The organism is Peristeroidobacter agariperforans, assembly GCF_004138335.1.
GTDB lineage: Bacteria > Pseudomonadota > Gammaproteobacteria > Steroidobacterales > Steroidobacteraceae > Steroidobacter > Steroidobacter agariperforans.
Genome location: NZ_RYFW01000001.1, coordinates 2,329,250 through 2,347,979, shown reverse-complemented (window position 1 = coordinate 2,347,979; position 18,730 = coordinate 2,329,250). Strand labels below are relative to the sequence as shown.

Annotated in this window: 15 protein-coding genes; 4 read left to right on the top strand and 11 right to left on the bottom strand. The window is 62.0% G+C overall.

The window, feature by feature from the left end:
• Window positions 1-12 precede the first annotated feature (12 nt).
• Entirely contained in the window at window positions 13-477 is a 465-nt protein-coding gene (azu, locus tag EK373_RS10270) for an azurin (RefSeq protein ID WP_129642571.1), read from the top strand.
• Here azu and EK373_RS10265 read toward each other — a convergent pair.
• The 6 genes from EK373_RS10265 to EK373_RS10240 all read right to left on the bottom strand — a co-directional run bounded on the left by EK373_RS10265 (window position 411) and on the right by EK373_RS10240 (window position 10,347).
• Window positions 411-1,931, bottom strand: a complete 1,521-nt coding sequence (locus EK373_RS10265) for an MFS transporter (protein ID WP_129642570.1) — start codon at window positions 1,929-1,931, stop codon at window positions 411-413. The two genes, azu and EK373_RS10265, sit on opposite strands and share 67 nt — an antisense overlap.
• Window positions 1,928-3,739 (bottom strand): alpha-amylase family glycosyl hydrolase, encoded by a 1,812-nt coding sequence (locus EK373_RS10260; RefSeq protein ID WP_129642569.1) that lies wholly within the window; start codon window positions 3,737-3,739, stop codon window positions 1,928-1,930. The genes EK373_RS10265 and EK373_RS10260 overlap by 4 nt, the downstream gene beginning before the upstream one ends.
• Before the next feature lie 110 nt (window positions 3,740-3,849).
• On the bottom strand, window positions 3,850-6,630 hold the full coding sequence (locus EK373_RS10255) for a TonB-dependent receptor (RefSeq protein WP_129642568.1): 2,781 nt from the start codon (window positions 6,628-6,630) through the stop codon (window positions 3,850-3,852).
• A 122-nt stretch (window positions 6,631-6,752) separates the two neighbouring features.
• Complete coding sequence (locus tag EK373_RS10250) at window positions 6,753-8,372, bottom strand: alpha-glucosidase (RefSeq protein ID WP_129642567.1); 1,620 nt, start codon at window positions 8,370-8,372, stop codon at window positions 6,753-6,755.
• 231 nt (window positions 8,373-8,603) lie between these two features.
• A complete protein-coding gene (locus tag EK373_RS10245) occupies window positions 8,604-8,969 on the bottom strand; it encodes a PRC-barrel domain-containing protein (RefSeq protein ID WP_129642566.1) in 366 nt (121 codons plus the stop codon).
• Window positions 8,970-9,093: 124 nt separating this feature from the next.
• The gene (locus EK373_RS10240) at window positions 9,094-10,347 is read right to left on the bottom strand and encodes a DUF1624 domain-containing protein (protein ID WP_129642565.1); all 1,254 of its coding nucleotides are present in this window, start codon (window positions 10,345-10,347) and stop codon (window positions 9,094-9,096) included.
• Between the two features lie 182 nt (window positions 10,348-10,529).
• Between EK373_RS10240 and EK373_RS10235 the strand changes: the two genes are divergently transcribed.
• Entirely contained in the window at window positions 10,530-11,294 is a 765-nt protein-coding gene (locus tag EK373_RS10235; RefSeq protein WP_129642564.1) for an N-formylglutamate amidohydrolase, read from the top strand.
• Here the strand turns inward: EK373_RS10235 and EK373_RS10230 are convergent.
• The 3 genes from EK373_RS10230 to EK373_RS10220 form a co-directional block, all read right to left on the bottom strand.
• Entirely contained in the window at window positions 11,291-12,958 is a 1,668-nt protein-coding gene (locus EK373_RS10230) for an amidohydrolase (RefSeq protein ID WP_129642563.1), read from the bottom strand. The genes EK373_RS10235 and EK373_RS10230 overlap by 4 nt on opposite strands.
• Window positions 12,959-13,005: 47 nt before the next feature.
• Window positions 13,006-13,986 (bottom strand): N-acetyl-D-Glu racemase DgcA, encoded by a 981-nt coding sequence (gene dgcA, locus EK373_RS10225; protein WP_129642562.1) that lies wholly within the window; start codon window positions 13,984-13,986, stop codon window positions 13,006-13,008.
• A gap of 115 nt (window positions 13,987-14,101) precedes the next feature.
• Window positions 14,102-14,746: an MBL fold metallo-hydrolase gene (locus EK373_RS10220; protein WP_129642561.1), complete on the bottom strand. Its 645-nt coding sequence runs from the start codon at window positions 14,744-14,746 to the stop codon at window positions 14,102-14,104.
• Between the two features lie 38 nt (window positions 14,747-14,784).
• Here EK373_RS10220 and EK373_RS10215 point away from each other — a divergent pair, with 38 nt between their 5' ends.
• A complete protein-coding gene (locus EK373_RS10215) occupies window positions 14,785-15,402 on the top strand; it encodes a TIGR02466 family protein (RefSeq protein ID WP_129642560.1) in 618 nt (205 codons plus the stop codon).
• Here the strand turns inward: EK373_RS10215 and EK373_RS10210 are convergent.
• Together EK373_RS10210 and EK373_RS10205 are read right to left on the bottom strand one after the other, a co-directional pair.
• The gene (locus EK373_RS10210) at window positions 15,399-17,072 is read right to left on the bottom strand and encodes an FAD-dependent oxidoreductase (protein ID WP_129642559.1); all 1,674 of its coding nucleotides are present in this window, start codon (window positions 17,070-17,072) and stop codon (window positions 15,399-15,401) included. The genes EK373_RS10215 and EK373_RS10210 overlap by 4 nt on opposite strands.
• Window positions 17,073-17,084: 12 nt before the next feature.
• Window positions 17,085-17,621, bottom strand: a complete 537-nt coding sequence (locus EK373_RS10205) for a DsbA family protein (RefSeq protein ID WP_129642558.1) — start codon at window positions 17,619-17,621, stop codon at window positions 17,085-17,087.
• Between the two features lie 216 nt (window positions 17,622-17,837).
• Here EK373_RS10205 and EK373_RS10200 point away from each other — a divergent pair, with 216 nt between their 5' ends.
• Window positions 17,838-18,689, top strand: a complete 852-nt coding sequence (locus tag EK373_RS10200; protein WP_129642557.1) for a DNA ligase — start codon at window positions 17,838-17,840, stop codon at window positions 18,687-18,689.
• Window positions 18,690-18,730 lie beyond the last annotated feature (41 nt).

Below are 18,730 nucleotides of genomic sequence, written 5' to 3'. Positions count from 1 at the left end.
GCAGGTAATCCGATGACAATCTCAAGAATTCTCGCATCCACCGTTCTGCTCGGCGCGCTCAGCGTCTTCGCTCCGCTCACTCACGCCGCCAAGACCTGCGAGCTGGCCATCGAAGGCAACGACGCCATGCAGTTCAACAAGCAGTCGCTGGCCGTGGCCGCCGATTGCACCGAAGTGAAGCTGACGCTGAAGCATTCGGGCAAGCTGCCCGCGGCCGCCATGGGCCATAACTGGGTGTTGACCGAAACGTCGGTGTTTCAGGCGGTCGCCACCGCCGGCATGTCGGCCGGTTTGCCGAACAACTACGTGCCGAAAGACGACAAGCGCGTCATCGCGCACACCAAGGTCGTGGGCGGCGGTGAGAGCACCAGCATCACGTTCCCGACCACGGGCTTGAAGAAAGGCGGCGATTACACCTTCTTCTGCTCGTTCCCCGGCCACTGGTCGGTGATGAAAGGCAAGCTGACCTTCGGTTGAACCCGTAGCACGGCGACGCCAGCCAGGAACAGGCTGGCGCCGCCGATGACCAGGGCATAGACGGGCTCGCCGCCGAGGAACGTCCGCAGCAGAAAGCCGAGCACGCTGGCCGCCAGCAGCTGCGGAATCACGATGAAAAAATTGAAGATGCCCATGTACACGCCCATCTTTTCGGCGGGCAGGTTGTCGGAGAGCAAGGCATAGGGCAGCGACAGGATCGACGCCCACGCAAAGCCGATACCGATCATCGCAACCAACAGCCATTGCGGATCGCGAATCGCCGCGAATGACACGAGTCCCAGCGCGCCCAGCCACACATTGATCATGTGGCTCACGCGCAAACCCCAACGCCGCACCATGAACGGAATCACGATGGCCGCCAGTGCCGCGAATCCGTTGTACGCCGCAAACAGCACGCCGACCCAGTTCGCCCCTTCGTTGTACGCGGCCGACTGAACGTCACTCGTGCCGAAATGCACTTGCGTGACAGCCGCGGTCGTATAGATCCACATCGCGAACAAGGCAAACCAGGAAAAGAATTGCACGACCGCGAGCCGGCGCATCGCATCGGGCATGTCGTGCACATCGGTCATGATCGCGGTGAATACGTTGGTGGATCGCGAAGCGCTCAGCACCAGCAAAGCCACGCCGTAAACGGCAATGCCGCCCGCCAGCAGATATAGCTGCCGATCCCACTGCAACAGGGATATGGCGAGCAGCCCGACCACGCCGGCGCCGAGCCAGACTGCGCCATCTCGTCGCGACCTTGCGACATCGAGCGGCCGCTGGCGCACCACGCCGGCGTCATCGAAGTTCTTGAGCTGATCGGGGGGATATTCACGCGTGCTGAATACCGTCCAGCTCACCGCGCCCAGCAGCATGACGCCGCCGAAGTAAAAGGAATATTTCACCGTGTCGGGAATCTCGCCGGGCCCGGCGGTGTTGTCGACACCGAGCCGGGTCAGAATCCATGGCAGCAAGCTCGCGATGACGGAGCTGACGCCAATGAAAAAGCTCTGCATCGCATAGCCCGCCGGCCGCTGCGGCGGCGGGAGCTGATCGCCGACGTAAGCGCGAAACGGCTCCATGGAAACATTGATGGACGCGTCCAGGATCCACAGCAAACCCGCTGCGATCCACAGCGTCGGAGAATTCGGCATGAACACGAGGGCCAGCGTCGCGGCGAGCGCGCCGAAGAAAAAGTACGGTCGCCGGCGACCAAGGCGAGTCCAGGTCCGGTCGGAGTAGTAGCCGACGATGGGCTGCACGATGAGCCCGGTCAGCGGCGCCGCCACCCACAGCATGGGAATCTCATCCAGTTGCGCGCCGAGCGTCTGGAATATGCGGCTCACATTCGCGTTCTGAAGCGCGAAGCCGAACTGGATGCCGAGGAATCCGAAACACATGTTCCAGATCTGCCAGAACGACAACACGGGCTTCTGCATGCGACTCATGACTCATCTTGCGCCGCGCACACCACGTAGCTCAAGGGCTCCAATGTCACTTTGTAGCTGCCCGGCGCAGTCGGGCGTGGAGCACAGGGTCCCTTCAACGAGCGAAAGGCGCGAGTGCGAGCATCGACCTCCACGTTCGCCTGCAATGGCACGGTCGACGTGTTGAAAGCGACCAGGATCTCGCGCCCGGTCCGCGGGTCGAGGCGCGACACGGCAAACAGCCCGGGCTTTTCTGAGTAGTTGCGCACGATCTGCTTGCCTCGGCGCAAGGCGGCGTTCTCCTGGCGCAGCGCCGCCAGCTCGGCGATCGCCACATACAACGGATGATCGCGATCGAAGTTGCCGAGCGCCGTCGTTGCCTTGGTTCCGAGCAAAACGTTGTCGTTATAGCTGGCAACGCGGCTGGGAAACATGTCTTCGCGCGCGTCCTGATCGGAGCCGTCGCCCGCGAATCCCTGCTCATCACCTGCGTAGATCACGGGCACACCACGCAAGGTGAACATCATTGCGTGAGCGAGCATCGACCGTTTCAAGACGCCGGCATCGTCGCCATCCGTCATATTGGCGCGCGCGTAGTGCCCGAAGCGGCCGATGTCATGATTGCTGATGAACGTCGGCAGTTGAATCGCCGCCTCGTCGCCCCCTTCGTAAAGCGCATCGCTCCTGTAGAGCCATGCGAGCTTGTCCGTGCCCGCACTCTTCGTGAGCGTGTCGAGCACCGTGGCGCGGAAAGCGAAGTCGAGCACGCCGGGCAATCCATCGACGCGAGTGCTCCAGGCGAGCGGAACGACATCGCCGGTCTCCGCAAACACTTCGCCGAAGATGTGAAAGTTTGAGATGCCGCGCGCGTGCGCCGTTTTCAGCATCGCGGGCACGAATGCCTGCCAGAACTCCGGGTTCACATGACGGGTCGTGTCGATGCGAAAGCCGTCGACGCCGAACTCCTCGATCCACCGCTGATAGATCTCGATGAAACCACGCAACACCCGCGGATTCTCGGTCATGAGATCGTCGAGCCCGACGAAGTCGCCCATCATGCTGTTTTCGCCGCGGAACGTGGTGTTGCCGCGGTTGTGATACCAGATGGGATCGTTGAGCCACTCGGGAACCTTCACCTTCGCTTCGGCCGGGCGAATGAACGGCTCATAGGCATAGTCGGTGCGCGTCAGCTTTGCGAAGTTTGCTTCGGTCTGAACGCTCTCGCCCAGAAAGCCTTCGTTGATGGCCGAGCCGTCGGTGCCGCCGGCCCGGCTATAAGGATAGTCGGCGCGCGAGCGGTAGACACAATCGCTTTGCGGACATTGCCGATACGAGATCACATCGGCCGTATGATTGGTGATGATGTCGAGATAGACCTTCATCCCGCGCGCGTGTGCGGCGTCGATGAATTCCTTCAACTCTTGCTGCGTGCCGAAGTGCTCGTCGACGCGCGTGAAATCGGTGATCCAGTAACCGTGATAGCCGGCCGACTCCTGGCCGGGCGGTCCTTGCACTGGCTTGTTCTTATAGATCGGACCCAGCCAGATGGCAGTGGCGCCCAGACCCTGGATGTAGTCGAGCCGCTTGATCAAGCCACGCAGGTCGCCGCCGTGATAGAAACCTTTGTGCGTGGGATCGAAACCCGTCTTGAGTCGATCGCCCTTCAGCCCGCCGCGATCGTTCCGGGTATCGCCGTTCTCGAAGCGGTCCGGCAGCAGGAAATAAATAACCTCGTCCTGCGGCAGCCGCGAGCGGAATGCAATCGCGTCAAATGTTTCTGCGGCCAGCGATCCGGACAAACACAAGCACAGCACGGCGAACCAACGCATCCTGATCTCTCGCTCGAATGACGTCGCGGGGCGGACTGAGGGCAGAACGCCCCATCATCCCCTTCCCGGGGGTGGGAAGGAAGGGGATGTGGGGCCACGACAACGATCGCTCAGAGCCGATAGTTGATGCCGAGCAGATACTGCCGGCCGTATTCCTGGAAGTCCTGCAGACGGGTCTCGGACACCGAGTACGCGATGTACGGCTCGTTGGTGAGATTGTTGACCTGCAGGAGAATGGACAGACCCTGCAGCGTGCCGGGACCAAATTCGTAGCCGAGCTGCGCGTCCGTGATCCGGTCGCCCTTCACGTATTTGAAGGCGCGATCGTTGGCGAAGTTGGTCACCTCACCGATGTACTTCGAGCGCGAGCGAGTCGCCACACGCGCCGAGAAGCCCGCGTTCTCGTAGTACACCGTAGCATTCCACACCGTCTTCGACAGGCCCGGCAGCGGAATATTGCCCAGGCCGTTGCCGCCGGTGAACTGATTGTTCGGCGGATCCTCGATGGTGATGCTGCTTTCGGTGCGCGACACGCTCAGGATCGTGCCGAAGCCGCTCAGCACATCGGTGAACAGTTCGCCGGTCAATGCGACGGACAGCTCTAGACCTCGCAAGTTGCCGCCATCGCCGTTCACCGGCCGCGTGAATCGGCCGCTGGTCGGAATCACGATATCGGGATCCTCGAAGTATTCCGGCGGCAGGGTCGCGAGGAAGTCTGAGAAGTCGTAGTCGGCGATGGTCTGGCTATAGATATAAGTCTTCAGGTCCTTATAGAAGCCCGCCAACGACATGTACGCGTTCGGTCCAAAGTATTTTTCATACGAAAGGTCGTACGCCACCGCGCGCCAGGGATCGAGACGCGGATTGCCGCCCGAGCCGCCGGGCAATCCGGTTGCGGCGTCGTAGCCGATTTCGCTGGACGCCTTCAGCTGATCCATGCGGGCGCGCGCGATTTCTTTTGCGACGCCGACACGGACCGCTTGATCCGACGGCAGCATGAAGGCGAAGTTGATCGCGGGCAGCACATCTGTGTACTTCTTGCCATCGCTGAACGGCACCGGGTCGCCGTTCTCCAGGCGCAGTGCGTCGGAGCTTTGATCCGTCTGCACCACCTGCACGCCGACGTTGCCCTTCAACGTCACACTCGAGGACAGCTCGTGATCGAGCTCGCTCTTCACGTAACCGGTCGTCACCTTCTCGCTGACTTCCCAGTTCTTGCCGACCAGATATGCGAAGCCGTCGCGATCCGGCGTGCCGTAGTCGATCGGGTTGTAGAAATCGGCCAGCACGCCCATTACATCCCACGCGAGCGCGCGGCCGGCATTCGCGTAGCCGAGATTGGTCGGCGCGAGCAGATGGTCGCCCACCTGGTAGTACGCGTTGTTTCGAGTCGAGAGATTGGCCTCGGGCTGCACCTTGTCCTTGCTGCGATCCGAGTAGTTGGCGCCGACTGCAATATTCGCCAGCCAGGCATTGTCCAGCTCGCGGATCACATCGACGCGCCCCGACTTCAGCTCGTCCTCGATGTGCGGAATCTTGCTGTAGCCCGCGCCGTAGATCGTGGGACCGACCCGAACGCCGTTGGGATCGGCGTAGTTCATGTTGAAGCTCAGCGTCGGCATGTCGTCGCGCGACAGGCTGAAGAAACCCGAGTCAGGAATGTTGGAGGTGCCGCCCGCCACGAACTGACCGTTGGTTTCGAATTGTTCTTCGTCGCGCTCGGCCTTGGAGTAGCTCACATCGGCGATGAACGTCCAGCTGCCGGCGAACCACTTGTTGTTCCAGCCGGTCGCGAAAATCTCGTCCTCGGTCTTGAACAGGAAGTTGCGCGCCAGCGGCACGCGATTGAGCAGCGTGCCGCCGATCACGGTGTTGTCCGCGATGATGGGATCCGCAAAGCCCTGACCCTGGATGGGATAGTTGCCCAGATTCACTTCCAGGCTGCGTGCATTGTCCGTCTGCTTACGCTTGGTGTAGTACAGATCGAGCACGGTCTCGTAGCTGTCGCTCGGCCGCCATTGAATCGCCGCCATCGCGCCGTCGCGGCGGTTCTCGCCCATGTCGGAACGGATCTTCATGCCGTTCGTGACATACAGACCGTCCGCCACTTCGGGGTGATAGTTGAACGCGTCAACGTCCGGATCGTTCGCGTGCCACGGTTCGTAGGTGCCGGCGCCCTGGATCGCCAGCGGCGATTCCAGATGCGCGAAGCCGAAGGTGACGCCTAGCGTGTTGTCGAGGAACTGATCGATGTAGGAGAAGCTGGCGCGATAGCCCTTGTCGTCGGAGTCGGCGCCCATGTCGTTCTGCGAGTTCATCTCGCCGCGCACGTTCATGACGATCGCGCGGTCGTTCACATCGAGCGGACGCGTGGTGCGCAGATCGATCGTGCCGGCGAGGCCCTGACCGACAAGCTGCGCATCGGGCGTCTTGTATACCAGCACCGAGCTCAACAGCTCCGACGGATATTGATCGAACTCGATGCTGCGATTATCGCCGGTGCTCACCTGCTCGCGGCCATTCAACAGCGCGCTCGTAAAACCCGGATCGGTGCCGCGCAAGCTGATTGCGGACGCACGACCTTCAGCGCGTTGCGAGGTCAGGCCAGGCAGGCGTGACAATGAGTCGGCGATGCTGGTGTCCGGCAGCTTGCCAATGTCTTCGGCAGAGATCGCTTCGACGATGCTGCCCGAATCGCGCTTGAGCTCGATCGATTCTTCGATACCCGCCCGGATGCCGGTGACGACGACCGTCTCCAATTCGCCGCTGTTCGCCGCCGTTGTTTGCGCATGTCCCGCGGCTGCAAACAGCAACGCCATACCGATGGCCGTGCCGCCGCCCAGACTACGCGTCACCGCACGCGACAGTCGCTGGTTCGAGATCGTATTCATTTTACATTCCCCCATGTTTCTGCCGGCGCGCCGGCTTGAAATAATCCTGCTCGCCAAGGTGCTGGTCATTTTTTGCGATCGTAGGTCCGCGACTACTGCGGAACAACGCTATGCATACGTATTCATGACGGAACCCGAGCGAATACGACGCCGTGCCCCGGCAACGTCAGGCGCTCGTCATGCAACTCGCCCGTCAGAACGCCAACGCTCTCGACTTGCTCCGTCCCTGCCGGTAGCTGCACGGCGGTCTGCACCGCTTCAGGCGACAGATTGAAAACCGCGAAGATGCGTGAATCTCCCTGGGTTCGCGTGAATGCCAGCAACGGCTCGGGCACATCGATGAACTTGATATCGCCCCAGCGCAGCGCCGGGTGACGACGACGCCATTGCAAGAAACCGCGAGTCGCGTTCAATGTCGAGTGCCTGTCGGCGAGCTGCGCTTCAACATTGCAGTTCCGATGCTCGGCCGCCACGGGCAACCACGGCCGCGCCGTGCTGAAGCCCGCGTGTTCGCCGCCGTTCCATGGCATCGGCGTACGACAACCGTCGCGCCCTTTGAAGTTCGGCCAGAACGCGATCCCGTACGGATCGCGCAACGATTCGAATGGCACACTGGCTTCGCTCAATCCCAGCTCCTCGCCCTGATACATGCAGACCGAGCCGCGTAGCGAACACAACAGCGCGATCAGTTGATTCGCCAGATACCTCGAAGGACGCTCGCCGCCCCAGCGGGTCACTACACGGCGCACGTCGTGATTCGAGAACGCCCAACAGGGCCAGCCATCGGTGAGCCTGGCTTCGAAGCCTTCGACCACCGATCGAATGTGCCGCGCCGAATATTCTTCGGACAACAGTTCGAAGCTGTAGCCCATGTGCAAGCGATCGGCGGTCGTGTACTCAGCGGTGGTCGCGATCGAATCCTCGGAGGAAATTTCCGCCAAGGTCACCGCGTGCGGATACTCATCGAGCAAGGCGCGCAGCTCGCCGAGAAATTGCAGGTTCTCCGGCTGCGTGTTGTCGTAGCGATGGTATTGATAGGCGTACGGATTCTCCGGGCTGAAGCCGCGCGTGGTGCGCTCGTGCACCGGCTTCGGTGGATTGTCACGCAGCGCGCGGTCGTGGAAACAAAAATTGATGGCATCGAGCCGCAGCCCATCGACGCCCTTGTCCAGCCAGAAGCGCACGTTGTCCAGGACGGCGCGGCGCAGCTCGGGCTGATGAAAATTCAGATCCGGCTGCGACGACAGGAAATTGTGGAGGTAGTACTGGCGCCGGCGCGGCTCCCAACGCCACGCGACGCCGCCGAAGATCGACAGCCAGTTGTTGGGCGGCGTGCCATCGGGCTTGGGATCGGCCCACACATACCAATCGGCCTTGGGATTGTCGCGGCTCTGCCGGCTCTCGCGAAACCATTCGTGCTCGATCGAGGTGTGACTGAGCACCTGGTCGATCATCACCTTCAGGCCCAGGCGATGCGCCCGGCTCAGCAACTCATCGAAATCGGCCATGGCGCCGAACAAGGGATCGACGGCGCGATAGTCCGCCACGTCGTATCCGAAATCCGCCATCGGCGACCGAAAGAACGGCGCGATCCAGATCGCATCGACCCCGAGCTCGGCGACATAGTCGAGACGCTGGACGATGCCTGGCAGATCGCCGACCCCATCGCCGTTGCTATCGACGAAGCTGCGCGGATAGATCTCATAGATCACCGCGCCACGCCACCACGGCGGTACTGACATCGGCTCGCATCCCCACTGTTCTCGGACGCGCAGAGATTACCTTCAGCACCCCGTCGATCTCGACAGCCTGCATACGTATTCATTGCAGACCGGCAGGCAAAAAAAACGAGCGACCCTCAGTCTTGGGGGTCGCTCGCGCTTCTGACGATTCGCTATCAATCGTCAGTCATCGTGCCTTCAGACTCTTACACTGCTTCTGACCTTGCGGTCGCAAACCCGAATGGGAGAAAACTATTCCCAGTAGCGGGGTGAACGGTAGTAGTCGAAGGCTCGATCCCGATAAGCCCGGCCATCGTCCTTGGTCAATTCCGACAGCGAATCCGCCGGCGCAGCCTGTAACTGTTCCTTGGTGATGTTCACCACGTAGCCGCTCTCGTCCTCTTCGTACTTCAACATGCTCCACGGAATGGGATGGTACTTCTCATTCACGCCGAGCAAACCGCCGAAGCTGACGGCGGCGAACATGATGTTGTTGGACGTCTTGTCCAGCACCACGTCCTCGATCTCGCCGATCTTCCTGCCAGCCGGATCCTTCACCGCAGTGCCGATGACCTTCTTGGCTCGAATCGCTTTGGTGTGTCCGCTCGAAGTAGGCATGACTCGCTCCTCTGCTCCATCGATTGAATTCTGCCTTTGGCAGTTCAATGAGTGGAGCCCCGCGGAGTTCCTGCGAAGTATCTGGCGCGCAGTCGGTGCGGGCCGACGGAGAAGTTACACGCCCTTACAGATAACTGAGCCACCAGTCGCGCCGCTCCCGCTTTACACGAGCAAACCACGACGACAGCGGATAGAGCATCAGCACTACGGCGAGCCAGGTCGCGTAGACGACGGGGAGCTCGTAGCCCTGCCCGGTCGGGGCGCCTCCGAAGCGCGACAGAAAATCGAAGTAGTACGACACCGACAGTCCGCCGAGCACACCGATCAGCAAGGCGACGCTGTGCGCCAGATAAATGTGCAACACATACGTGAACAACGAGGTGCGACCGAACGCCAGCAGGAATCTATGCAACCGCCCCGTCAATCTATCGAGGGCGAGAAACAGCAGCATCGAGACGCCGAGCGTGACCAGCACATACATTAGCGACGGTGGATACTTCGACACGTTGATGAACGACAGCACCGTCATGACCGCGCTCGACTGCACCGACCAGGGCGCCGGATCGCCGTAGCCATTGACCGCACGCAGGACCACGAACGCGGCGAGCAAGCTCAGCGCCAGCAGCAGCACGTTGCGGCGTCGCTGCTCTGGCTCCTGCCGGAAGATGAATCCGAGTCCGTAGCCCAGGCACATGACACCGAACCACGGGATCACCGGATAGGGAACGAAGCCGCGAAGAAACAAGGTCGGCCCCGGCTGCATGGTGAGGAACCACGCCTGCGTCCAGGCGCCCAACTGCGCCGCGTCGATCGCCGACGCCACGAACTGATGGCCGACAACAATCGCCCCACCCAGGCCGAGCACCGCGGCCGCCGGCAATCTCACAACCAACGACATCAGCACCATGCCGGCGCCGATTGCCCAGATCACCTGCGCGAACGCGAGCGGTGGGCCCCAATTGAAGCCGAAGCCGATGATGGTGAACTCGAGCACGATCAACCACAGCCCGCGCGTGAGCAGGAATCGGCTCAGCGCCGCCGGCTCTTTGCCGTTGGCCCGCTGCATGAAGATCGAGACACCGGCAAGGAACACGAATGTGGGCGCGCACAGGTGGGTAACCCAACGCGTCATGAACAGCAGCGGACTGGTCTGAGTCAGATCGGTCGGGTTGAAAACCATTGCCGGCGCATGCACGTAATCACGAACATGATCGAGCACCATCAACACGATCACCAGGCCGCGCAACAGATCGATGGCATCCAGACGCAACGCCCCCGCCCGGGTCAGCGCAACTTCTTTCGCAGCGGTTGCTGTTGAACTTTCGCCGGCGCCGACGAATTCGGAAGGCACAACGGGGGCTAGGGCGCGTTCGTCCATGCTGACTCCAAGGGGTCTTACGCATTCCCGGACAGAATTGCCGGGGTACGCATTGGCGCATATTCCACACTTCCGCTGCACCTACTTTGGTCAGCGCCAGCGCCTCGCGCAAGCCATTGCGCGTTGCATATGTTGCATATGTGGCACTATCGCCGCCCGGTTGCTCGAGAGATGGTTTATCGATGCTGTTCCAAGACGCCACGAATGACTGGCCCGCCGCCGTTGATGTCCTCAATGAGCGGGGCCGCTCGCCGTTCGTGCTGATCTGCGAGCACGCCTCCAATCATATCCCAGCGGAGTACAACAAACTCGGACTGGACGACAGAGAACTGACCCGTCATATCGCCTGGGACATCGGCGCGGCCGATGTCACACGTGCTTTATCGAAGCGCCTCGATGCGTCGGCGTTCCTCGGCGGCTATTCCAGACTGCTGATCGATCTGAACCGTCCGCTGCACGTAGCCGACAGCATCCCACTGCGCTCGGAAGCCACGGCCATTCCTGGAAACCTCTCGCTGGATGCGGCGGAGAAGGAACGGCGTCGCCGGTTGATGTTTCATCCTTTTCAGGATCGTCTCCGCCAGCACCTCGAAACGCGCAGCGCCGACGGCCGTCGCAACGTGCTGATTGCGGTCCACAGCTTCACGCCCGTTTACCTGGGGCAGCACCGTGCGTGGCACGCGGGCGTGTTGTTCGACAAAGCTGCGTTACTCGGACAGGCCCTGATCGCTCAACTCAGCCGGGATCCGCTGCTCAACGTCGGCGCCAATGTTCCTTATGGCGTGAGCGCCGATGCCGACTATGCGTTGGTCGTGTACGGCGACCAGCTGGACAATCCGGCCGTGCTCATCGAGATCCGCAACGATCTGATTGACGATCCTGACGGGGTCGAGACCTGGACGCGCAAGTTAGAAGACGCCTTGCGCGCCGTTGAGCAGTTGAGCTAGCGCGCGAGGTACATTTCGCGCCCACCGACCACGGTGCGCACGACCTTCACGTTGATGATCTGCGTCGCCGGCACGGCAAACAAATCCTTCGACAGCACGGCAAAATCGGCCAGGGCGCCCTGCTTCAACACGCCGACCTTGCCTTCCTGAAATCCTGCCCAAGCGTTTTCGGCCGTGTATGCGCGCAGCGCCTCCGCAACAGTGATCTTCTGCTGCGGCAGCCAGCCATTCGGATTTGCGCCGTCGGCCGTGCGCCGCGTGACGGCCGCATAAATACCCGTCAGCGGATCGAGCGGCGCCACCGGCCAGTCGGATCCGAATGTGAGATGCGCGCCGGAGCCGATCAGAGAACGAAACGCATAAGTGCCCTTGAGCCGTTCTGCACCGATGCGCTTCTCCGCCCAGCGACCATCGTCGATCGCGTGTGCGGGCTGCATGGACGGAACCACGCCCAGCGGCCCGAATCGTTCGATGGCGGCCGGCGTGAGGTGCTGAGCGTGCTCGATGCGGAAGCGCCAATCCTTCTTCGGCCCAACCTGCTCCACTTTCTCGAACGCGTCGAGCAGCCAATCGTTCGCGCGGTCGCCGATCGCATGCACTGCGACGTGCAGACCCGCCTGGTTGGCAGCCGTGATCGCCGCGCGCAGTTGCTCGGGATCCACCATCGTCAGGCCGGTAGTGTTCGGTGCATCGTCATAAGGCTTGTGAAACCAGGCGGTGGTCGAGCCGAGCGAGCCGTCGACAAAACCCTTCAATCCGCCCCAACGCAGCCACGCATCGCCCGAGCCGTTGCGCTTCTTGTATTCGGCTGCCTTCTGCCAATCGGCCAGCGGCGCAAAGGAATAAATGCGCAGGCGCAGTTTGTCGCTCGCCCTGGCGCGTCGATACAGCTCGATCACTCGCCAGTCTTCGATGCCGCCCATGTCGTGCACCTGCGTCACTCCGCGAGCCACGGCGTGCTCCATTGCACTCTCCAGCCCTGCCGCCAGTTCCTGATCCGAAAGCGGCGGAATCGCCTTGGAGACCAGGTTCATCGCGTTGTCTTTCAGAACGCCGGTCGGCCGACCATTCCTATCGCGAACGATGGTGCCGCCTTCGGGATCGGGGGTTTTCTCGTCGATGCCCGCGAGCTTCAGCACCAGCGAGTTCGCCAGCGCCATGTGGCCATCGAGGCGCGAAATGAACACCGGCGTAGTGGCCGTGTCCTTATCGATCCAATCGCGCGTCGGCAACTCGCCGCCCCACAGCTCGTGATCCCAATTGCCATCCTTGACCCATTGACCCTTCGGCGTTTTCGCCGCGGCTTGCGCGATTCGCTGCGTGAACTCCGCGCGAGTCGCAGCGTCACGCAGATCGACCTGCGCGAGCGCCATACCCCCGTTGATGAAATGCACGTGGTTGTCGATGAAGCCAGGCACCACGAACGCACCCTGCAGATCGATGGCGCGGGTCTTTGCGTCCGCGAGCTTGCGGACCTCGGCGGTGCTGCCGACGGCGACAATGCTGCCGTCATCGATGGCGATCGCTTCAGCTTTCGGCTGCTGAGGATCGCCCGTCCACACGTTCGCATTGAAGTAAACAGCATCGGGCGCGGCTGACGCCACGCCGCTCGCCGATTGCAACAAGAGCGCGGCCACCGCGACGTCGATTATTTTTCTCAGCATTTCGCTCCCTCGCCATCGCCCTGACAGCTGCCGTTACTGAAGCCCCGCTAACCCCACAGCGCCGGTGTCGGCCAGGACATCACACCGGTGCGGTCGTACTGAATCGGATTCGCCCAATCTTCGGCCTGCAACAGCGGACCGTCGAGATCCACGACTTCACACAACTGCGCGAGCACCATGCCTGGGGCCATGCCGACAGAGCCGGTGACCATGCAGCCGACCATCAATCGCAAGCCCTCAGCGCGGGCTGCGTTTGCAAGCTCCAGCGCGGCCGTCAGTCCACCGGTCTTGTCGAGCTTGATATTCACGAACTCATAGCGGCTCTTCAAGCGCGGCAGATCGTCGATGGTGTCGATCGATTCATCTGCGCACACCGGAATCGGCGAGCGACCGACGACGAGATCGTCATCGCCCCCCACTTTCACCGGCTGTTCCAGCAAGTCCACACGCAACTCCGCAAGCTTGGGGCCCAGGGAGTACAGCGTCGGCACGTCCCACGCCTGGTTCGCATCGACGATCAGACGGGAATTCGGAGCACCCCGGCGCACCGCGGCGACGCATGCCAGAGGGTCCTCTTTGTTCACCTTGACCTTGATCCAGCGATAGTGCGTCAGACCGCGAGCGGCTTTCTCGTACCCTTCTATGGAACGAATGCCGATGGTCATGGCGCTCGCGATCTCGCGAGTGTTGCCGACACCCGCCAGATCCCACGCGCGGCGCCCCGTGCGCTTCGCTTCCAGGTCCCACAGCGCGGCATCCACGGCGTTGCGAGCGCCACCGATGGGCAACAATTTCAACAACTCGGCGCGCGTGATACCCGCTTCGATCTTGCTGCGAACGGCCTCCAGTTGCGCCAGCATCGAGTCCGGCGTTTCGCCGTGATAATCGACGCCCGCCGCTTCGCCGCGGCCCAAGTGCGGCCCATCCTGCAATTCGACGATGATGACGTCGCTGGTCGTGTACGAACCGCGCGCGATGACGAAAGGCTCGCGCAACGGCCAGAGTTTCTTTTGAACGGTGAGCTTCACACGGACTCCTGAATCATCCCGCGGGACTGGGCGAACCGTAAGGATACCGAAAATTTCGAACCCACTCCGGGTTGGGGGCCTGCTTCCATGTTGTCGTCGATTTCAACCCGAGCCATCAACGGAAACGGCGATCGGCCACGAACGGATTGGTCTGGCGTTCCTGCCCGAACGTGGACAGCGGCCCGTGGCCCGGGACGAAGCGCACGTCGTCGCCGAGCGGAAAGAGGTTCTCGCGGATCGATTTGACCAGTGTGTCGTGATCGCCGCGAGGAAAATCCGAGCGGCCGATCGAACCGGCGAAAATTACATCGCCGACCCAGGCGAATTTCTGTCTGGCATGAAAGAAGATCACGTGGCCGGGCGTATGACCGGGGCAATGCCGCACCTCGAGCGTCTCATCGCCAACCGTGACCTGATCGCCCTGCTCCAGCCAGCGATCCGGCGTAAACACCTCGGCCTGAGGAAAGCCGAAACGCTGTGTCGCCTCGGGCAACTGCTCGATCCAGAATTGATCGTCCCGATGCGGCCCTTCGATCGTCAGGTTGCGCAGCTTCGCCAGCTCCGCCGTCGCCGCCGCATGATCCAGGTGGCCGTGCGTCAGCAGAATCTTCTCCAGCTGCAAGCCTTCGCGATCCACTTCCGCCAACACCCGATCCAGATCTCCGCCCGGGTCCACGACGGCCGCGCGCTTGCTGTGCTCGTCCCAGATGATGGAACAGTTCTGCTGAAACGGCGTGACGGGGACGATCATGGCTTTCATGGGCCGGCATGGTACCCCATCGGGTAGAATCCCGGCCCATGCCGATTCAAACCCTTTTTCCCACCTATATTTACAGCGCTCCGCTGCAGCGGAGCGATTGGCGCAAGTTCAACAAGCAACTGTTGCGCGAGTGTCTGCAACTGCAGCTCGACGATGAAGCCGGCCAGAAATGGTCGGAGAAAAACTATCCCGGCGGTTACACGTCGTATCACTCGGCGCACCGCATGCAGCAGGTGTCGCCGACCTTCCAGCAGCTGGAGAAATATCTGCGACGGCACGTGAGCGCGTTCGTGAAAACGCTCGAGCTCGACATGACCGGTCGCGAGCTGGCAATGACGGACTGCTGGGTGAACATCATGCCGCAGCAGGTCGCGCACAGCATGCACTTGCACCCACTCTCGACCATCAGCGGCACGTACTACGTGCAGACTCCCAAAGGTTGTGCCGGCCTGAAGTTCGAAGATCCGCGCCTGGAAAAATTCATGGCCGCGCCACCGCGGCGGGCCGATGCGAGCCCGGCGAATCGTGCCTGGTCGGTAGTGCCCGCCGAAGCGGGCAAGGTCGTGCTCTTCGAGAGCTGGCTCCGCCACGAGGTGCCGGCGAATCCGGTCGTCGGCGAGCGCATCAGCATCAGTTTCAACTACAACTGGTTCTAGCCGAACACGGCCGGCAGCTCCCTCAGCACCCGGTGCACGAACTGCACGCAGATCGAGCCCTCACCGACACCTGAAGCAACACGCTTTACGCTGCCGGAGCGCACATCGCCAACGGCGAACACGCCGGGCAAGCTCGTTTCCATGATGTACGGCGCGCGGCTCAACGGCCAGCGCGCCGCCGTCAGCTCGTCCTTGCTCAGGTCGGCGCCGGTGCGCACGAACCCCTTGTCATCGAGGTTCACGCAGTCCTTCAGCCATTCGGTGTTCGGCGCGGCGCCTGTCATTAGAAACACGTGCCGGATGGGCCGCCGCTCCTGCTCGCCCGTGCGTGCGTCGGTCCACGTCACATGCTCCAGCTCGTGCTCGCCTTCCAGACTGACGATCTGCGTGCGCGTGTGCAAAGTGATATTGGGCGACTCTTGAATACGCCGGATCAGATAGTGAGACATCGTCTCGGCAAGCCCTTCCGAACGCACCAGGATGTGCACGTGCCGGCAGCCGCCTGCTAGAAACACCGCCGCCTGGCCTGCGGAGTTGCCGCCGCCGACCACGATGATTTCCTCGTTCTGGCACATCTTGCCTTCCAGGTGCGTGGCCGCGTAGTACAAGCCCACACCGGCATATTTATCCAGGTTCGGCAGATCGGGTTTGCGATACTGCGCACCCGTCGCGATGAGCACAGTGCGAGCTCGCGCGATGCGGCCATCGGCCATCTCGACCCGATACGGCCAGCTGTCGCAATGCAACGCCACGGCATCGCATGCGACGTGAAACCTGGCGCCGAATTTCTGTGACTGCACCAACGCGCGACCAGCCAGTGCCTGGCCGGTAATGCCCGTTGGAAATCCCAGATAATTTTCGATGCGTGAGCTGGTGCCGGCCTGGCCGCCGGGAGCGAAGCTGTCGATCACCCGCACGTCCAGCCCTTCCGACGCGGCATACACCGCACCGGCCAGGCCAGCGGGGCCGGCGCCCACGACCAGCACGTCGTGAATCGCCTCGGGATCGATTTCCGGATTGATCTCCAGGAACTCCGCCAACTGCCGCAAGCTCGCCTTGCGCAAGGCGCGCCCGCGACCGATGACCGCAGGAACATCCCCCGCAGTGAGTCCGGCGCGTTCCAACAATCCCGCCGCTTCCGCATCCACTTCGGCATCGAGATAAAAATGCGGATGCGCATTGCGGGCCAGGAACTCGCGCAGCATCAACGTGTGACCGCAGTAACGCGAGCCAATCAGCGTCATCGCGCTGTTCGGCGAGGAGATCAATCCCATCCGGCGCAGGATGAACGCGCGCATGAAGATCTCGCTGAGTTCCGCATCTGTTTGCACGACGACGCGCAGATCGCTGTCGGTGACGACCAGCACCTCGCCCGCTTCACTCACTTCGACCCGCGCGAACCCGGGCGTGCCTCGCAGCGTGCTCATCTCGCCAGCGAAGTCCCCCGGGACGAGCGGCCTGATCACTTGCTCATCGACGCCAGGCACCGTCACCTTCAGGCTGCCGGCGAGCACGACGATCATCTTGCGCTCGTGATCGCCCGGCTCGATCAATACCAATCCTTTGGTGGTCGGCAGATGCACGCCGTGCGGCTCGAGGCGCGCGATCTGCGCCTTCGTGAGCTTTGGAAACATCTGCTCCGCGCGCTTTTCATACAGCTCGTTTGGCATGGCCGCACCGTGTTACTTGGCGAGGAGCGCGGCCACTTTGTCGAACAGCGACTGCATGCCGGCGGACACGTCGTGAATCTGGCCGTTCACGAAGATCCCGGGCGTGCCACGTACCCCGCTGCGCCGGCCGCCATCGATGTGCTCGCGAATGCGCTGGCGGTAGATCTCGTCGTCCATCTCGGCGGTGTAGCGCGCCATGTCGAGATTCAGCTGCTCGGCATAGTGCTGCAATTGATTGGACTTCAGGTGCAGTTGATTGACGAACAGCAGGTCGTGCATCTCCCAGAACTTGCCCTGCGCGGACGCCACCTCTGAGGCCTCCGCGGCACAAAGTGCGTGCGGATGGACCTCTTCGAGCGGGAAGTGGCGGAACACGATCCGTACCTGCTCGGGAAAGCGGCTCAGCAACAGCTTCAGCGAGGGCGCGGCCTGCTTGCACGTCGGACATTCGAAATCGCCGTACTCGACAACGGTGACCGGCGCGTGCGCGGGCCCGCGCGAGTGATCGATCGCGGTGACTGGCATCACCAGGTCGTGCTGCTGATTCATGCATCCTCCTGCGCCGGCCGGAAGCCGGCAACCAAATCCGATACTACCGCCGATCGCGGGCGCCGGAGCTTGAATCTCAGTGCTTTTCGGTTGGGGGCTGTGCTGGGCAGGACCGGCGTCCATACCAGAGTAAGGCTGCGCGCATATCGGTAATTTGTGGCGAGTGAGCCGGAAATGCGAGGCTTTTGGCGCTGCCCTTGGTGCTTACATAGCGGCATGGACGCCGCACACAAACTGGCAGCTGCACTCATCGCAGGAGCTACGCTCGTCGCACCGGCTCTCGCGCAAGCAGCTCCGCCGCCGCTCTTACTCGCCAACGACTATGACGATGCGGACGTAGACCTGTCGCGCTACTGGGTCAGCGAGAAATACGACGGCGTCCGCGCGTATTGGGACGGCACTCACCTGGTCACGCGCGCTGGCAATACGATTCATGCCCCAGAATGGTTCACGCGCGATTGGCCCACCGAACCGCTCGATGGCGAACTTTGGGCAGGCCGAGGGCGATTCGAGCAAGTCACCGCAACCGTTCGCGATCTCGATCCCGACGACAGCGCCTGGCGTCACATCCGCTTCATGGTCTTCGATCTGCCAGCGCACGGTGGAATTTTCAGCGCGCGGCTCGAGACGCTTCGATCTTTGCTCGCGTCGACTCACATCGACTGGCTACGAGAAGCAACACAATCACGCGTTACAGATGACGCCGCACTCCATCATCAATTGGAGACCATCGCCGCGGCCGGCGGCGAGGGGCTGATGCTGCACAAGGAAGATTCGCTCTATCGCGCCGAGCGCAACGACGACCTGTTGAAATTCAAACCTTATCAAGACGCCGAAGCACGAGTCATCGCGCACCTGCCCGGCCAAGGCAAATATCTCGGCATGCTCGGCTCACTGCTCGTACGCACCGTCGATGGCATCGAATTCCGTATCGGCACCGGCTTCACCGACGAGCAGCGCCGTCACCCACCGCCTCTCGGCAGCTCGATCACGTACAGCTACCACAGCCTGACTGCCCGCGGCATTCCGCGCTTCGCTCGCTTTCTACGCGCGCGACCGCCGGAGTAACGGCTGCAGGATGCGGATTGATTTAATGTACATCTAGATGC

Excerpts from the sequence above, each read along its gene's own strand:
- EK373_RS10240 (WP_129642565.1), bottom strand. The coding sequence starts at position 10,347 with ATGGACGAACGCGCCCTAGCCCCCGTTGTGCCTTCCGAATTCGTCGGC.
- EK373_RS10235 (WP_129642564.1), top strand. The coding sequence starts at position 10,530 with ATGCTGTTCCAAGACGCCACGAATGACTGGCCCGCCGCCGTTGATGTC.
- EK373_RS10230 (WP_129642563.1), bottom strand. The coding sequence starts at position 12,958 with ATGCTGAGAAAAATAATCGACGTCGCGGTGGCCGCGCTCTTGTTGCAA.
- EK373_RS10200 (WP_129642557.1), top strand. The coding sequence starts at position 17,838 with ATGGACGCCGCACACAAACTGGCAGCTGCACTCATCGCAGGAGCTACG.
- EK373_RS10265 (WP_129642570.1), bottom strand. The coding sequence starts at position 1,931 with ATGAGTCGCATGCAGAAGCCCGTGTTGTCGTTCTGGCAGATCTGGAAC.
- EK373_RS10210 (WP_129642559.1), bottom strand. The coding sequence starts at position 17,072 with ATGCCAAACGAGCTGTATGAAAAGCGCGCGGAGCAGATGTTTCCAAAG.
- EK373_RS10220 (WP_129642561.1), bottom strand. The coding sequence starts at position 14,746 with ATGAAAGCCATGATCGTCCCCGTCACGCCGTTTCAGCAGAACTGTTCC.
- EK373_RS10245 (WP_129642566.1), bottom strand. The coding sequence starts at position 8,969 with ATGCCTACTTCGAGCGGACACACCAAAGCGATTCGAGCCAAGAAGGTC.
- EK373_RS10250 (WP_129642567.1), bottom strand. The coding sequence starts at position 8,372 with ATGTCAGTACCGCCGTGGTGGCGTGGCGCGGTGATCTATGAGATCTAT.
- azu (WP_129642571.1), top strand. The coding sequence starts at position 13 with ATGACAATCTCAAGAATTCTCGCATCCACCGTTCTGCTCGGCGCGCTC.
- EK373_RS10205 (WP_129642558.1), bottom strand. The coding sequence starts at position 17,621 with ATGAATCAGCAGCACGACCTGGTGATGCCAGTCACCGCGATCGATCAC.
- EK373_RS10260 (WP_129642569.1), bottom strand. The coding sequence starts at position 3,739 with ATGCGTTGGTTCGCCGTGCTGTGCTTGTGTTTGTCCGGATCGCTGGCC.
- EK373_RS10215 (WP_129642560.1), top strand. The coding sequence starts at position 14,785 with ATGCCGATTCAAACCCTTTTTCCCACCTATATTTACAGCGCTCCGCTG.
- EK373_RS10255 (WP_129642568.1), bottom strand. The coding sequence starts at position 6,630 with ATGAATACGATCTCGAACCAGCGACTGTCGCGTGCGGTGACGCGTAGT.